Consider the following 16,939-nt stretch of genomic DNA (forward strand, 5'->3'; position numbering starts at 1 on the left):
TTTAGTTTAAATTAATCCGTTATATTTTCTTAGAAACCATTCTAAACCTAAGCTAATTGCTATAATGGCTAGGAGGTATTTCCAATCTATCAAAGGTATGGTTTTTTTGACGCTTTTTTGGATTGGAATGAAGCGATTATCATTTAATAATTCATCAATAATTCTTTCAGCATTATTAATGAAATGACTTGTACCAGAACTGTTAGTAGCCAAATGCTGTAACTTTGTTACATTGGCATTCATAAATTGTTGTTCTACGTTATATTCCAATATTTCAAAATTTCCAACCTTGGATATATTTTCACTAGCAACAGACACCGCAAAACTATAATTGGATGCTGGTAAACTGCTTAAATCTACTTGGTAATTACTGTTTTTTAAAATAAAAGGAAAGGTCTTCTTTTCGTTAGAATTTAAATCTGTAACTACCATTTTTAGATTTTGTCTTGCATCAAAAACATAATTCTTATCAAAGAACTGACCTTTAATAATGATGCTACTGCTCGAATTATAAAACGACTCGTAATCAACATCTAATCGACTTCTTCTTTTTTTAGATGCTAAATATTGAACTAACTTACCTATAAAATTATCAAATTCGTTAAAAGATTGATTATTAATAAAACTTTGAGCCCGCCATTGCCAAATGTTCTCTCCAAACAATATCGCTTCTCTTCTACCACCAGTTTCGTAAGTTGATAATAAAGGTTCTTCAAGCTTAATACTATTTAGAGATTTAAATAAAATGGTTTGAGTAGGTAATGAAAAAGATATGGATCCGTAGTTAGATTTTAAAGGAGGAAAGTCTTCGAAACTCATGTCACCAATATAAAAAGGCGCGTAATTAACATTCAAATTTGCTTGATAATCTTCTACTTGATAAGTAACTTCATGATTGAAATTTTCATAATTGTTATTTACAAAGTTTAAATCTGCCTTAGGGCCTACTATTATAAAACTATTTTTGTTTTCACTTTTTAACTTATCAACCAAATTTTTAAACCTATTATTAGGTTGATAAACCACAATTAATTGAAAATCATTTATTTGATTAGTAATTTCATTGGATCTTAAAAACTTAACTGTGCGTTGTTCATTGCTTTCTATACTCTTTTTAAGAGCACCTAAATCGGGATGAGAAAAATCGCTTACGATAGCTATATTTGTCTTTTGGTCTATAACTTCTACAGCAAAATTCTTCGAATTATTTACAATGTTTTTTTCGTTTTTTAAAGGAACAACTTGCGCTTTATAAGAATTAACACCTACTCTTGTAGAAGGTATCGTAAAATTTATAACTTTAGAATTATTCTCTTTTGTAAACCTAACAGTTTCAGAATAAACCGTTTTAGTACCTGAAGTCACTACAAATCTGGTATCAATACTTTTATTGCCGTTATATGTTAATATAGTTTCAACGGGAAAACTATTCTTTAAATAGGCATATTTATTAACGTTTAATTGAGTGATTTTTAAATCTGTATATCTAATCGTATCACCAACAATAATAGGATAAATTGGTTGTTCAAATTCTTTGGTTATAAATTCATAATCTGAACCATATGTTTGGTTTCCATCTGTTATTATTACTGTTGGAGAAATAGTTTCCGTATAAATTTGGTGTAACTGATTAAATACTTGGTTAATATTTGTTTGATTTTCGGTAAACCCAATCGAATCTGATAATGTAATATCACTCCCGAACGCATATGTCTCAAGGTTAAATTTCTCTTTGATGGATTGATTGCTTTTTAGAAATTCTACAAAGCTTCTAACTTTGTTATCATAATTCAAATGCTTTATTGAGCTCGAATTATCTATAGCAAGTATTAAATTTGGCTTTTCAGTGACTATTTGTTGGCTTTTAAATTTTGGATTTATAAACAATAACAATATAGAAAAGATGGTAATAAACCGAAGAAGCGTAGCTATTAATATGAATCTTGATTTGTTTTTTGCTTTATATTTATACTGAAAAAGCGCTATAAATAGCGCTAATATTCCAGCAAATATGATGTATAATAGAGTTTCTGAACTCATTAAAAGATTCGATATATTTTGATGAGATTCCCTCTTACGAGGAAATAACAAATAAGTTTAAGTAAGCATTCCGCCGTCTACATTTAACGTTTGACCTGTAACATAGGCGCTCATATCGCTTGCTAAGAATACACAAACATTAGCGATATCTTCTGGAGTTCCACCTCTTTTTAAAGGGATTCCTGCTCGCCATCCTTTTACAACTTCTTCATCTAACTTAGCTGTCATTTCTGTTTCAATAAAACCAGGAGCAACAACATTACTTCTAATATTTCTAGAGCCTAACTCTAAAGCTACAGATTTTGAAAACCCAATAATACCAGCTTTTGATGCCGCATAATTGGTTTGTCCCGCATTCCCTTTTACACCAACAACAGAACTCATATTAATAATAGAGCCTTTACGTTGTTTCAACATCGTTCTTTGAACTGCCTTAGTCATATTAAAAACGGACTTTAGGTTTACTTCAATAACCGTATCAAAATCCTCTTCAGAAATACGCATTAAGAGATTATCTTTTGTAATTCCTGCGTTGTTTACTAAAATATCAATACTTCCAAATTCTAACACGACATCTTCTGCTAATTTCTGTGCTTCCTCAAAACTAGCTGCATTACTTTTATAACCTTTCGCTTTAATACCTAATGCATTTAACTCTTTTTCTAGTTCATTTGCCGCATCAACAGAAGAACTATATGTAAATGCAACATTAGCACCTTGTTTAGCAAAAACTTGTGCTATTCCTTTTCCTATACCTCGACTTGCTCCAGTAACAATGGCTGTTTTTCCTTCTAGTAATTTCATAAATAAGTTTGCTTAATTGTAATTTTTTCTCGTGTATTCAAATATAACAAATACAAATTGTTTGAAATAAAAAAACCTCACAAGATTTTGTGAGGTTTTGAAAATTGATTTTTTATTTTTTAAGCTAAAACTTCAGCTATTTTTTTTCCAATTTCAGCAGGAGAATCAACAACATGAATACCACAAGCACTCATAATTTTCTTTTTGGCTTGCGCAGTATCATCACTACCACCAACTATTGCACCAGCGTGCCCCATAGTTCGTCCAGCAGGAGCAGTTTCTCCAGCAATAAATCCAACCACTGGTTTTTTACTTCCACTTGATTTATACCAATTAGCAGCATCAGCTTCCAATTGACCACCAATTTCGCCAATCATTATAACAGCTTCGGTTTCAGGATCATTAATTAATAACTCAACAGCTTCTTTTGTTGTTGTTCCAATTATAGGGTCTCCACCAATACCAATTGCAGTAGTGATTCCCAATCCTTGCTTTACAACTTGATCTGCGGCTTCATAAGTTAAAGTTCCAGATTTAGAAACAATACCTACTTTTCCTTGTTTAAAAACAAAACCTGGCATAATACCAACCTTCGCTTCACCTGGTGTAATAACACCTGGGCAATTAGGACCTATTAATCTACAATCTTTATTTTTTATATAACTTGACGCTGTTATCATATCTGCAACAGGAATGCCTTCAGTTATAGTAATTATTACTTTAATACCAGCATCGGCAGCTTCCATTATGGCATCAGCAGCAAAAGCAGGTGGCACAAAAATAATAGTAGTATCTGCACCAACCTCGTTAACCGCTTCTAAAACCGTATTAAATACTGGCTTATCTAAATGTGTTTGACCTCCTTTACCTGGCGTTACACCACCTACAACATTGGTACCATATTCTATCATTTGGCTTGCGTGAAATGTTCCTTCACTCCCAGTAAACCCCTGAACTATAATTTTTGAATCTTTATTTACTAAAACACTCATTTTTTATTTTTTAATTTTTGAAAAGCTATGCAAAAATACTTTTTTGAAGCTAGAATTAAGTCTAAATTATTTTATTTTTTTTATCGTCGATAAAATCTCTGGTATCCTTTTAATTGAAGCCATTTCTTTTAAAACAAGACGTGCCTCTTGCGCTGGGACACCCCAATAGGTTTTACCTCCTTCTAAGGATTTACTAATACCTGTTTGAGCATGAACTACTGCCTTTTTGCCAATAGTAATCCCACTGGTACAGCCAACTTGCCCCCAGATAGTTACTTCATCTTCAATAACCACACACCCCGCTATACCAGCTAATGAGGCTATTAAACATTTCTTCCCAATAACCGTATCGTGACCAATTTGAATTTGATTGTCTAACTTGGTTCCTTCTCCAATAATGGTATCTCCAGTAACACCTCTATCTATAGTACAACCTGCTCCTATATCTACATTGTCTTTTATTACTACACGTCCACAAGACTTTAATCTATCGTAACCTTCTGGTCTATTTTTATAATAAAACGCATTTGCACCTAAAACAGTTCCAGAATGAATTGTAACATTATTTCCTATAACTGCATCATCATAAATACTTACGTTAGAATGAATAATGCAATTATCACCAATTACAACATTATGACCTATAAAGCAGTTGGGTTGAATAATTGTGTTTTTTCCAATGATTGCAGAATCTGCAATACTAGTGTTTGAAGCTTTAAATGGTTTAAAATAATCTGTTAGTTTATTAAAATCTCTAAATGGGTCGTCACTTACTAATAAAGCCTTTCCCTCAGGGCATTCAACTTCCTTATTAATAAGAACAATTGTTGCTGCAGAATTAAGTGCTTTATCATAATATTTTGGATGATCGACAAATACAATATCTCCTGGTTCTACAACATGAATTTCATTCATGCCTAAGACTTGAAAATTATCATCGCCTACAAAATTAGAATCAATTAATTCTGCTATTTGCTTTAAAGTATGTGGTTTAGGGAACTTCAAAAAGTTATTCTTTAATACGTTCTTTGTATGTTCCCTTTTCTGTTTCAATTTTTATTTTGTCACCCTCATTAATAAATAATGGGACATTGACCTCGGCTCCAGTTTCAACAGTTGCTGGCTTTGTTGCATTTGTTGCTGTATTACCTTTTACCCCAGGCTCTGTATGTGTGACTTCTAAAATAACACTAGCAGGCATTTCAACAGATAGAGGTAAATTATCTTCCGTATTAATTAAAACCGTTACAACCTCGCCTTCTTTCATTAAGTCTGGTCTGTCTAGAGCTGCTTCTAATAATCGAATTTGAGTATAATCTGCTTCATTCATGAAATGATAAAACTCACCGTCGTTATACAAGTATTGAAATTTGTGTGTTTCTACTCGAACATCATCAATTTTATGACCAGCAGAAAATGTATTATCAATAACCTTTCCAGTGGTAACACTCTTTAATTTAGTTCTTACAAAAGCAGGTCCTTTACCTGGTTTTACATGCAAAAATTCAATTATTTTAAAAATATCATGATTATATTTTATGCATAATCCGTTTCTAATATCACTTGTACTTGCCATTCTTAAATTTTGAGTTTTTATTCGTTTTTTGTTGAGTTACTAGCTATAATATTTTCTATTATTCCTTTTAAATAAACTTTAATTTGATTTGAAATAACCCTTCATAATTCCACGATGAGAATTCTTTATAAATTGAAGAATTTCATCGCGCTCGGGTGTAGCTTCCATTTCAGCTTCAATTATTTCTGAAGCTTGTGTATTGTTATAATTCTTTTGATATAGAATTCTATATATATTTTGAACTTCCCTAATTTTTTCAGTTGAAAACCCACGTCTTCTCAAACCTACTGAATTAATCCCTACATATGATAACGGTTCACGAGCGGCTTTAACATAAGGTGGAACATCTTTTCTTACTAAAGAACCACCAGTTACAAATGCGTGATTTCCAATAGAAACAAATTGATGCACCGCAGTCATGCCTGCTAATACTACATTATCTCCAACAGTAATATGACCCGCTAAAGTACTATTGTTAGAAAAAATACAATTATTACCAACAACACAATCATGAGCTATATGGCAATATGCCATTATTAAACAATTATCACCTATAACGGTTTTCATTCTATCTGCAGTACCTCTATTAATGGTTACACACTCTCTAATAGTAACATTATTTCCTATTTCTACAGTAGTTTCCTCATCATTATATTTTAAATCTTGAGGTACAGCAGAGATAACCGAACCAGGAAAAATATTACAATTTTTACCAATTCTTGCACCTTCCATGATAGTAACATTACTACCTATCCATGTACCATCTCCAATTTTAACATTGTTATGTATTGTTGTAAACGGTTCTATAACAACATTTTTTGCGATTTTTGCTCCTGGATGAACGTATGCTAAAGGTTGATTCATTTATATAGTTTTATTTTGACAAAATAGGTAAAAATGTATTCGCTCAGTTTATTCTATTTTACTTTAGATATTTGAGCCATTAGTTCTGCTTCTGCACATAGCTTCCCGTTTGCGTAGGCATATCCTTGCATGTGGCAAATCCCTCTTCTAATAGGTGTAATTAAAGAACATTTAAAAATTAAAGTGTCTCCTGGGACTACTTTTTGTTTAAATTTAACCTTATCCATTTTCATGAAAAAGGTTAAGTAGTTCTCAGGATCTGGAACCGTATTTAACACAAGAATTCCCCCTGTCTGTGCCATAGCTTCAACTATTAAAACTCCAGGCATTACTGGCGCTCCTGGAAAATGACCTTTGAAGAACTCCTCGTTCATAGTTACATTTTTCATTCCTACAACATGACTTTCTGTAAGCTCAAATACCTTGTCTAATAATAAAAATGGTTGTCTATGTGGTAGCATTGCCATAATTTGATTAACATCCATTAAAGGTTGCTGATTCAAATCTATATTTGGCACATTATTTCGGCGTTCGTTTTTTATTATTTTAGAAAGTTTCTTTGCAAATTGTGTGTTTACAAAATGACCAGGTTTATTAGCAATAACTTTACCTCGAATTCGAGTTCTTACTAACGCTAAATCTCCAAGTACATCAAGCAACTTGTGTCTTGCTGCTTCATTAGGGTGATGTAAAGTAAGGTTATCTAAAATACCATTTGGCTTTACTGCTATAGAATCTTTTTTAAATGCTACTTTTAATCTTTCCATAGTTTCTGGAGATAATGCCTTATCTACATAAACTATAGCATTATTTAAATCTCCTCCTTTTATTAAACCATTCTCTAAAAGCATTTCTATTTCATGCAAAAAACTAAAGGTACGCGCGTTAGAAATATCCTTTTTAAAATCTGAAACTTGATTTAAAGTTGCGTTCTGTGTTCCTAATACTTTTGTACCAAAATCTACCATCGTAGTAATTTGGTATTCTTTAGCTGGCATCACAAGAATTTCACTGCCACTTTCCTCGTCTACATAAGAAACTATATCTGAAACTACAAACTCTTCTCTAAATGCATCCAACTCTTCTACTCCTGCTTTTTCAATAGCTTCAACAAAAAACTTTGAAGAGCCATCCATAATTGGAGGTTCAGATTCATTAAGTTCAATGATTGCGTTATCGATATCTAATCCAATAAGTGCCGCTAAAACGTGTTCTGATGTTTGAATTGTTACACCATTTTTTTCTAAGCAAGTTCCTCTTTGAGTATTGGTAACATAATTAGCATCGGCTTCTATTACAGGCGAGCCTTCTAAATCAACACGTTTAAAGGCTAAACCTGAATTTGCTGCCCCAGGCTTAAAAGTAAGTGTTACATTCTTTCCTGTATGCAAACCAACTCCAGTTAAAGAAACCTCTTTCTTAATTGTTTTCTGTTTAATTTCAGTATTAACTATTGCCATTTACTTTTTTTTCTAAATCATTAAAGTTCTTTATAATTTTAGGTAGATTTTTAAAATGAACGTAAGACTTATTATAATCTCCATACGATAACGCTGGAGATCCCTGTAAGATTTCATTATCTTTTATGTTTCTACCTATTCCCGATTGAGCTTGTATTTTTACGTTGTTTCCAATTGTAATGTGTCCAACGATACCTACTTGTCCTCCTATTTGACAATTTTCGCCAATTTTAGTTGAACCTGCAATACCAGTTTGAGCTGCAATTACAGTATTTTTACCTATTTCTACGTTATGAGCAATTTGTATTTGATTATCCAATTTAACACCCCTACGAATAACTGTTGAACCTAAAGTTGCTCTGTCAATTGTTGTTGCCGCTCCAATATCTACAAAATCTTCTAATATAACGTTTCCTGTTTGTGGAACCTTTGAGTACTCCCCTTTCTCATTAGGTGTAAAACCAAAACCATCGGCTCCTATTATAGCCCCAGAATTAATTACACAATTATTTCCAATAACGCAATCAGAATAAATTTTTGAACCTGCAAAAACGATTGTATTATCGCCCAAACTTACATTATCACCTATGTAAACATTTGGAAATATTTTAACATTATTACCTATAACTACATTATCTCCTATATATGAGAAAGCACCAATATAAATATTCTCGCCATAAGTTGAGGATTCTGAAATAAATGAAGGTTGTTCAATACCACTTTTATTTAGTTTGACTAAATTATAGTACTCTAAAACCTTTGAAAATGCTGCATAAGCATCTTCAACCTTTATAAGAGTTACAGCTACATTATTTTCTGGTTCAAAAGTTTTATTTACTATAGCTATTGAAGCTTGAGTAGTGTATATATATGGTGTATACTTAGGATTAGCAAGAAATGTTAATGATCCTTCCTCACCCTCTTCAATTTTTGAAAGTTTGGACACCTCTATCTCAGTATCCCCAACGACATCACCTTCTAATATTTCTGCTATTTGTAGTGCTGTAAATTTCATCTATTAAAAAAAAGCTATTTTGTTGACAAACTTGATACTATTAGCACATTGAAAAGCAGCTTAACCAAAGTTGTTTTAGTTATACTCATTTCGAGTGAATAGGTTTAATTAGTTTAAATTTAGTTTCCGCAAAAATAGGAAAAATGTGCTAAAGTTCTCCTTTGGGGTAACATATATAATATTTGGTTATAGGTTTTGATAAAGGTTTTAAATTAAGTTGATCTGATGCTTTAACGATATCCTCAATTTTACCAGATTTATACAATATATTAATATTCTTGTTTTTAATTCCGTAAGCCTGATTGGAAATATTACCTGTGAACACAAAATACTTTGCTTCTTCTTTAGTTATACTATAGTTTTCAATTAGGCTTTTTAAATATTTATCTAGACTTGAATACTTAATAAGCTTACTCTTAATTTTTACTTTTAATAAATTCCTATTTATTATCATTTGACACAAATGACTTAAAACAAAGTCTTCATGAAATTGCCATTCTTTCATAGCACTAATAACATCATAATCATCAAGTTGTGAGAATATATCGAGTGTAGAATCACTAAAATTTGATTCCGAAATTTCATTATACAAAAAATAACTTAAAGCTTTACTTGAATTTAACTTTACACCATTATTAACTAATTCCTTGGCCCGTTTTAAAACTCTAATTAAAAGTTGTTCTGCAACTAACCCTGTTTTGTGTAAATACACTTGCCAATACATAAACCTTCTTGCCACAAGAAATTTCTCAACACTGTATATCCCTTTTTCTTCTACAACCAAAGCATCATCTACCACGTTTAACATTGTTATTAATCGCTCACTATTTACATTACCCTCGGCTACTCCTGTGTAAAAACTATCTCGCCTTAAATAATCCAGTCTATCAATATCTAATTGGCTAGAAATTAATTGGCACATGAATTTTCTAGAATATTCTCCCTTGAAAATTTGAATAGCAAGCGTTAAACTTGAGTTAAATTCTTCGTTTAATTTCTCCATAAAAAGTAACGAAACTTCTTCATGCGATACATTATTAACTATACTATGCTCCATTGCATGCGAAAAGGGACCGTGACCAATATCATGCAGTAATATAGCAACATACAGAGCATCTTCTTCGGCATTAGAAATTGTAACTCCCTTAAAACGAAGTATGTTGATGGCCTTTTGCATTAAATGCACACATCCAATAGCATGATGAAATCTTGTATGATGTGCTCCTGGATACACCAAATAAGACATGCCCATTTGTGTAATTCTCCGCAAACGCTGAAAATATTTATGTTGGATTAAGTCGAAAATTAAGGAATTTGGAATAGTAATAAATCCGTAAATTGGGTCGTTTAAGATTTTAAGTTTATTCAAACTTTAATTTTTAGCATTTAATATTACAAATATAACTATATGAAGTCCATATTGGACAACCGATAATAAAATTGCACTTAATAATAAATTAACTATGATAAATATACTTTGGGTTGATGATGAAATAGATCTATTAAAACCACATATTTTGTTTCTTAAGCAAAAGAACTACAATGTTACAACTTGTAATAGTGGTACAGAAGCTATTGAAATTTTAGACGACAACAATTTCGATATTGTTTTTTTAGATGAAAACATGCCAGGTTTAACAGGTCTTGAAACCCTAAACGAGATTAAAGAGAAGCAGGATAACCTACCTGTAGTTATGATAACCAAAAGTGAAGAAGAATATATAATGGAAGAAGCTATTGGCAACAAAATAGCCGATTACCTAATAAAACCTGTAAATCCGAATCAGATATTGCTTAGTCTAAAGAAAAACTTGGATCATTCTAGATTAGTTTCTGAAAAAACCACTTCAAACTATCAACAAGAGTTTAGAAAAATAGCTTTGGATTTGGCTATGGTGAACTCGTATGAAGAATGGGTTAACCTTTATCAAAAACTAATTTATTGGGAAATTCAGCTGGAAGATATCGAAGATGCAGGTATGTTTGAAATTCTTGAATCGCAGAAAAACGAAGCGAATATCCAGTTTGGGAAGTTTATTGATAAAAATTATGCAGATTGGTTTAAGCCTAATACTGATGCGCCAGTTATGTCCCATACGCTTTTTAAAGAAAAAGTAGTACCAGAAATAAGCAAGGAACAACCAACTATGCTTGTTGTTATTGACAACTTAAGGTATGACCAATGGAAAGTTTTTGAACCTATTATTAATAATTATTATAAAAAAGAAAGCGAAGAAGCCTTTTTTAGCATCCTACCAACAGCAACTCAATATGCAAGAAATGCCATATTTTCAGGTTTAATGCCAAGTGATATGGAAAAATTATTTCCCAATTACTGGAAAAACGATACCGATGAAGGTGGCAAAAACTTATTTGAAGCTGAATTTTTAGAGGCTCAAATGAAACGTTTAAGCCTTAGCCATTTAAAGAGTGAATACTATAAGATTACAAATCTAAAATCTGGAAAAAAATTAGTATCTAATTTTAAATCACTTAAAAACAACGACTTAACAGTAATAGTCTACAATTTTGTTGATATGCTCTCACATGCAAAAACCGAAATGGAAGTTGTAAAAGAATTAGCATCAAACGATAAGGCATATAGATCTCTAGCGCTTAGTTGGTTTAAAAACTCGCCACTATTCGAAATGATTCAACAAGCGCAACAACTTGGATTTAAATTAATACTTACTACAGATCATGGAACTATTAATGTAAAGAATCCTTCAAAAGTAATTGGCGATAGAGATACCAGTTTAAATTTACGCTATAAAACAGGTAGAAGCTTAACTTACGACACTAAAGATGTACTTGTTGCAGAAAGACCAAAAGATATCCATTTACCATCTATTAATATGAGTAGCTCCTATATTTTCGCAAAAAGCGATTTATTCTTTGCCTACCCTAATAACTACAATCATTATGTCAGTTATTTTAGAAACACGTACCAACATGGTGGGGTTTCATTAGAAGAAATGATTATTCCTTTTGCAGTTTTTACTCCTAAATAAATCTGTGTAATGCGTAAATCATCGACGAAATACACTTTTTCTTAGGTTTTGTCAATTTTAATTATTAATATTGTATAAAAAATAAAGACAATTGGAGATTGTTTATATTCTAGAAGATATAAAAAGTGTTGCACAAGAACTAATAAATAGTGTCACTTCAAAAAAGATATTGCTTTATGGCGATATTGGAGTTGGTAAAACAACACTTGTTAAGGCAATTACGACTTGTTTAAGTAGTGATGACGAAGTTAGTAGTCCAACTTTTTCAATTGTTAACGAATACGAAATTAAAGGTGGTCTTCTGTATCATTTCGATTTTTACAGAATTAAAGATTTAGAAGAAGCTTATAATTTTGGAATTGAAGATTATTTATTTTCTGACGCATGGTGTATCATGGAATGGCCAGAAAAAGTAAAAAGTATTGTTCCAGAACCTTATGATGTAATTCGTTTAGAATTAAATATGGATGGTACTAGAACGCTAAAATTGAACAGAATAGATAAAATTAACCATAAAACCCTGCTTAGCAAACAAAGATAAACACTAATAAAAGCCTCGGATTTTGAAGATTTACGGAAAACCCGTAGCTAAAAAATGAAAAAATCTTGTTTTTAACATAATTTTAACATTTAAGCGATTTCTTCAGATTACTCTTTAGTTACTTTTGGATTATTAATTAATTAATCCCTTATATTATGAAAACTAAAAAGTATGTAATTGCAATCGCAATTTTCGGAGGTATGTTGTTTTTGGCTAGTGCTGCAAATCAATATAACTTAGATGCACAAGAAACCGCAAAAATTGACAAAACCAAGCTTAGGCAAAAGCACATCGCCTAGTCAAGGCAATATAGTAATTGGTAGTATTGTTGCTACTTTAATTGCTATATCTCCTTATTTATTTTATTTACATGAAAGTGTTCCAGACACGCAAATTTGGGACACTTTTTTATTTACATATAATAGTGGTTATTATGAAAGTGTTAATCTCGTTTTTTGGGTTCTTGCTGGCAAATTATTACCTTTATATTTATTGTTTTTATGGTTTTTTACTTGTAGGCATTGGTGGTATCATGTTTTATTAGTTCCGATAGCCATGTATTCTTATCAGACATTTGATGTAATAAACAGAGATGTTCAATTTTTTGATTCTAATCAATTAATATATCTAATTCCTATAATGGCTATTATAATACCTTCAATTTATTTGATTAGAGCACGTATATTTAATAAAATAAATGAAGCTACAAAAACCATGGAAGAATTAGAAGATGAATTCAAAATATCTCCTAAAAACTTTTGGGAAAAAGTAAAACAGTATTTTTAATTTAGCCTGTTTCGCTCGTCAAATTCAATAGATTTTTTATTAGAATTTAATCTAAAATTGCCAAATTTATAACTAAAGCCTAAAGTAAATAGTCTATTTTCTTCTTTAGAGCTTACAAACACATCTTGATTTAAGTATCTTGTAGTCCATGAAAGGTTTTGAGCGTTAAAAACATCTGTAACACCAACACTCAAAGTTGCTCTATTATTCCAAAATATTTTTCTTAGGCTAATATCTAACCCAGATGTATTATTGCTCACAGATGGCCCATCTGTAATTCGGGATGAAAACACATAGGATAAGTCAACCCCTAAACTTTTGTCTTTCAAAAGACTAAAATAATTGTTCACCTGCGTAAATACAGACCACCTATCAATGCTCTCTAATGTATTATTACTCTCTAAAGCAAAAAATTTATTTTCATAATAAAATAAAGATGATAACAAATATATATTCCAATGATTGACTACCTTAGTATAAGCAGTAAAATCTAATCCATAAGATACGCTTTGGTCTATATTAGTATTAATATGCTTAATTAAACTTTCTGAATTATCTTGGAAAGTTATTTGAAGTGTTGGGTTGCTTTCATGACGAAAATACACTTCAAATGTATAATCCTTATTAAGGGTATAACCCAAAGTAAATAAGTCGTCTATTTGTGGTTGTAAATTAGGATCCCCAGTTACATAAGCATTGTCATTTAAAAAATATTTAAATGGATTTAACTGATTATACCTCGGGCGATAAATGCGTCTATTGTAATTAAAATAAATTTCGTTATTAGAATTGAATCTATTTAAAACATGCAATGATGGGAAAAATTTAATATAGTCTGTATCAGAATTTTGATTTGTAGATATTGAATTGCCTTTTATATTTGTATACTCTGTTCTTAATCCTAATTTTAAGCTCCAAGATTCCCAATCATTTGAATAACTACTATATAATGCATAGTTGGTTTCATCATATAAAAAGATATCTGAATTTTCAAAATCCTCTTGCCTCATATCGTTTTCAAAAGTAAACTGATTTAAAGTGTTTTCGGAACTAATATTTGATACTTTTGCTCCAGCTTCAAATTGCGCCTTAGCAGTGATTGGTAACTCATAATCTAATTGACCTGTGTATATTTTTATTATCTGATTAGAAAACGTTTGAAATCGATTATTACGAATTGGAGATTGATCTGGAAACAAATAATTTGTATCTACATTTTGAAAACTGGAAAAATCATAATTAGTATGATGGCCACTTATGGCTAACGTTTCACCTTCTTTTTTAAATTTATGTAAATAATCTAGGGTAAAAGCAATATTAAAAGTTTCATCTCTTAATTTATTATCGGTTTTAAATATAGAATCTAACAATTTATCTGAACCAAAAACTTCTGTTTCTGAATTAACTTGTGTTTTTGTATTCTCTCTAGGAGAGATTAACATACTAGTTGAAAAACCAATAGCATTTCTTTTGTCTAATGTATAATCTATGTTAGCATTAATATTTTGATTCGCATTGTCTCTAACCCTTCTATAATCGGTTTCCCATCTAGATATAATTTGATCTTCTTCTATGAAATTAATGAACTCGCTATTATTCCTAAAATCCTTTCTAGGACTAATACTATAATTCAAATAAGTATTCAGATTCTTAGTCCTAAAAAAATGACTAGTTCCAAAAGAATATTTAGGAAACTCAGATCCTTGTTTATAATTACCAAAAACACTCCCATTATAACCTGCAATAATATTTTTACTAGTTACAATGTTTAAAACAGCTCCACCTTCAGCTTCATATTTAGCGGGCGGATTAGTTATAACTTCAATAGACTTTAAATTAGTAGCCGATGTACCCTCTAAAAGTTGCTGTACTTCATTAGAAGACAAGTGCACTTTTCTATCATTAATGTAAACAGTTGGAGTTGAGTTTTTTACGGATATACTTCCATCATTGACGATTACTCCTGGTGTATTCTTTAAAACATCTAACACATTACTGTTAGACAAAGTTGAATTTTCAACATTAAAAACTATTCTATCTACTAATCTTTTTACGGTTGGTCTCTTAGCTATAACCGTTACTCCAGCTAATTCTTGCGATTCTTCAGAAAGCACTATAGTACCTATATTTACGTTAACTGATAAATCTAAATCGATTGATTTTTTAGAATATCCAATAAAGCTTATTTCTAATAGATAATTACCCTTTTTTATACCTTCGAGTTGAAAATAACCAACTTCGTTTGTTGATGTTCCAGCTACAAATGTAGAATCAACAGCCGATTTTATTACGACATTAACATATGCTATTGGCTGTTTGTTTTGATCATTAATTTTTCCCTCAATAATAGAATCTTGAGCATAACCAAATACACAAAAAAAAAGCAGATAAAATGAAATTAATTTTTGAAGCATAAAATTACTTATCAATACAAACATAAAATAATTAATCCGAAAAGTTATGCGGTAAAGCCATAATAATTTGCATTAAAATTCTTATAATATTATAAATAAATAAAATATTATTTCTACATAGTTTTAAGCAATAATTTTAAATCATATGAAGAGTTTAAGAATTTTATTCGTAATTTCATTTTTCTTTAACTAACCCGTATTATGTCTAAATCGTTATCCCCTTTTACGAAACAACAGTTACTCCCACAAGAAGAGAAATTAGAAATATTAAAAAACAAAGGAGAGCTTTTTATTGGAATCCCAAAAGAGACAGATTATCAAGAAAGACGTGTTTGCTTGACTCCTGATGCTGTTTCAGATATTGTTAATAATGGCCATAGGGTTTTATTAGAATCTGGAGCTGGAGACAGAGCAAGTTTTAGTGATAAAGATTATAGTGAAGCTGGAGCCGAAATATCGAAAGACACCTCAAAAGTATTCGCCTGCCCTATGATTCTTAAGGTTGAACCTCCCAGTTTGGAACAAATAAAACTTATAAACCCACAAGCAATACTTATTTCTGCCTTGCAGTTAAAAACACAGAGTAAAAAGTACTTCGAAGCTTTGGCTTCAAAAAGAATAACTGCATTAGCCTTTGAATTTATTAGAGATGAAGACGGCACTTATCCTGCCGTACGCTCACTGAGTGAAATTGCAGGCACAGCTTCGGTTTTAATTGCATCGGAGCTTTTATCTGATGATAAACACGGAAACGGCCTAATGTTTGGAAACATTAGTGGTGTTCCTCCATTAGAGGTTGTGATATTAGGAGCAGGTACGGTGGGTCAATTTGCAGCAAGAAGCAGCATGGGTCTTGGTGCTAACATTAAAGTGTTTGATAATTCGGTCACCAAGCTAAGACGCATACAAAAAAACCTTGGTCGCCCATTATTCACTTCTACTCTTCAACCTAAAAACCTGAGCAAAGCACTTAAACGTTGTGATGTTGTAATTGGTGCTCTAAGAGGCACAAATCGTTCACCCATTGTAGTTTCAGAAGGCATGGTTGAGCAAATGAAGAAAAGAGCTGTTATAATTGACGTGAGTATTGATATGGGCGGATGTTTCGAAACAAGTGAAGTGACAACACACAAACAACCTACTTTCATAAAACATGGTGTTATACATTATTGCGTCCCTAATATACCCGCGAGATATCCTCGTACAGCATCTGTATCAATAAGTAATATTTTTACTCCATATTTACTAAAAATTGCTGAAGATGGTGGTATAGAAAATTCGCTGCGTTTTGATAGAGGATTAAAAAATGGATTGTATTTTTACCACGGAATTTTAACTAGTAAATCTGTTGGTGAATGGTTCGATTTAAAATATAGCGATGTCAATCTTCTTATATTTTAATTTAACTAAAGTACTAGGTTTTTACTGTATATCTC

15 protein-coding genes are annotated in these 16,939 nt (G+C 31.2%); 5 read left to right on the forward strand and 10 right to left on the reverse strand.

Annotated features, from left to right (window positions below; genetic code table 11):
* Positions 1-6: 6 nt before the first annotated feature.
* The 9 genes from Q0739_RS08480 to Q0739_RS08520 all read right to left on the reverse strand — a co-directional run bounded on the left by Q0739_RS08480 (position 7) and on the right by Q0739_RS08520 (position 10,120).
* Positions 7-2,040, reverse strand: a complete 2,034-nt coding sequence (locus Q0739_RS08480; protein WP_298238286.1) for a VWA domain-containing protein — start codon at positions 2,038-2,040, stop codon at positions 7-9.
* A gap of 57 nt (positions 2,041-2,097) precedes the next feature.
* Entirely contained in the window at positions 2,098-2,844 is a 747-nt protein-coding gene (gene fabG / locus Q0739_RS08485) for a 3-oxoacyl-[acyl-carrier-protein] reductase (protein ID WP_298238287.1), read from the reverse strand.
* Positions 2,845-2,963: 119 nt separating this feature from the next.
* Positions 2,964-3,836, reverse strand: a complete 873-nt coding sequence (gene sucD, locus Q0739_RS08490; protein WP_298238288.1) for a succinate--CoA ligase subunit alpha — start codon at positions 3,834-3,836, stop codon at positions 2,964-2,966.
* 66 nt (positions 3,837-3,902) lie between these two features.
* A complete protein-coding gene (locus Q0739_RS08495; protein ID WP_298238289.1) occupies positions 3,903-4,841 on the reverse strand; it encodes a UDP-3-O-(3-hydroxymyristoyl)glucosamine N-acyltransferase in 939 nt (312 codons plus the stop codon).
* Positions 4,842-4,845: 4 nt separating this feature from the next.
* Positions 4,846-5,412, reverse strand: a complete 567-nt coding sequence (gene efp / locus Q0739_RS08500) for an elongation factor P (RefSeq protein ID WP_298238290.1) — start codon at positions 5,410-5,412, stop codon at positions 4,846-4,848.
* 78 nt (positions 5,413-5,490) lie between these two features.
* Positions 5,491-6,276, reverse strand: a complete 786-nt coding sequence (lpxA, locus tag Q0739_RS08505; protein WP_298238291.1) for an acyl-ACP--UDP-N-acetylglucosamine O-acyltransferase — start codon at positions 6,274-6,276, stop codon at positions 5,491-5,493.
* 53 nt (positions 6,277-6,329) lie between these two features.
* Positions 6,330-7,736 carry a bifunctional UDP-3-O-[3-hydroxymyristoyl] N-acetylglucosamine deacetylase/3-hydroxyacyl-ACP dehydratase gene (locus Q0739_RS08510; protein WP_298238292.1) on the reverse strand — a complete coding sequence of 469 codons (1,407 nt, stop codon included), beginning with the start codon at positions 7,734-7,736 and terminating at the stop codon, positions 6,330-6,332.
* The gene (gene lpxD / locus Q0739_RS08515) at positions 7,723-8,751 is read right to left on the reverse strand and encodes a UDP-3-O-(3-hydroxymyristoyl)glucosamine N-acyltransferase (RefSeq protein ID WP_298238293.1); all 1,029 of its coding nucleotides are present in this window, start codon (positions 8,749-8,751) and stop codon (positions 7,723-7,725) included. Before lpxD ends, Q0739_RS08510 begins: the two co-directional genes overlap by 14 nt.
* 148 nt (positions 8,752-8,899) lie before the next feature.
* A complete protein-coding gene (locus Q0739_RS08520) occupies positions 8,900-10,120 on the reverse strand; it encodes an HD domain-containing protein (RefSeq protein ID WP_298238294.1) in 1,221 nt (406 codons plus the stop codon).
* A gap of 94 nt (positions 10,121-10,214) precedes the next feature.
* On the opposite strand from Q0739_RS08520, the gene Q0739_RS08525 reads away from it, so the two are divergent.
* The 4 genes from Q0739_RS08525 (at position 10,215) to Q0739_RS08540 (ending at position 13,089) form a co-directional block, all read left to right on the forward strand.
* Positions 10,215-11,762 (forward strand): bifunctional response regulator/alkaline phosphatase family protein, encoded by a 1,548-nt coding sequence (locus Q0739_RS08525; RefSeq protein ID WP_298238295.1) that lies wholly within the window; start codon positions 10,215-10,217, stop codon positions 11,760-11,762.
* A 91-nt stretch (positions 11,763-11,853) separates the two neighbouring features.
* Positions 11,854-12,303, forward strand: a complete 450-nt coding sequence (gene tsaE, locus Q0739_RS08530; RefSeq protein WP_298238296.1) for a tRNA (adenosine(37)-N6)-threonylcarbamoyltransferase complex ATPase subunit type 1 TsaE — start codon at positions 11,854-11,856, stop codon at positions 12,301-12,303.
* Positions 12,304-12,458: 155 nt separating this feature from the next.
* Positions 12,459-12,602 carry a hypothetical protein gene (locus Q0739_RS08535; RefSeq protein ID WP_298238297.1) on the forward strand — a complete coding sequence of 48 codons (144 nt, stop codon included), beginning with the start codon at positions 12,459-12,461 and terminating at the stop codon, positions 12,600-12,602.
* Complete coding sequence (locus Q0739_RS08540; RefSeq protein WP_298238298.1) at positions 12,565-13,089, forward strand: hypothetical protein; 525 nt, start codon at positions 12,565-12,567, stop codon at positions 13,087-13,089. Before Q0739_RS08535 ends, Q0739_RS08540 begins: the two co-directional genes overlap by 38 nt.
* Here the strand turns inward: Q0739_RS08540 and Q0739_RS08545 are convergent.
* Positions 13,086-15,503 (reverse strand): outer membrane beta-barrel family protein, encoded by a 2,418-nt coding sequence (locus Q0739_RS08545; RefSeq protein ID WP_298238299.1) that lies wholly within the window; start codon positions 15,501-15,503, stop codon positions 13,086-13,088. The genes Q0739_RS08540 and Q0739_RS08545 overlap by 4 nt on opposite strands.
* Positions 15,504-15,704: 201 nt before the next feature.
* Between Q0739_RS08545 and Q0739_RS08550 the strand changes: the two genes are divergently transcribed.
* Positions 15,705-16,904: an alanine dehydrogenase gene (locus Q0739_RS08550; protein ID WP_298238300.1), complete on the forward strand. Its 1,200-nt coding sequence runs from the start codon at positions 15,705-15,707 to the stop codon at positions 16,902-16,904.
* Positions 16,905-16,939 lie beyond the last annotated feature (35 nt).

Source organism: uncultured Algibacter sp. (assembly GCF_947487605.1).
Classification (GTDB): domain Bacteria; phylum Bacteroidota; class Bacteroidia; order Flavobacteriales; family Flavobacteriaceae; genus Algibacter_D.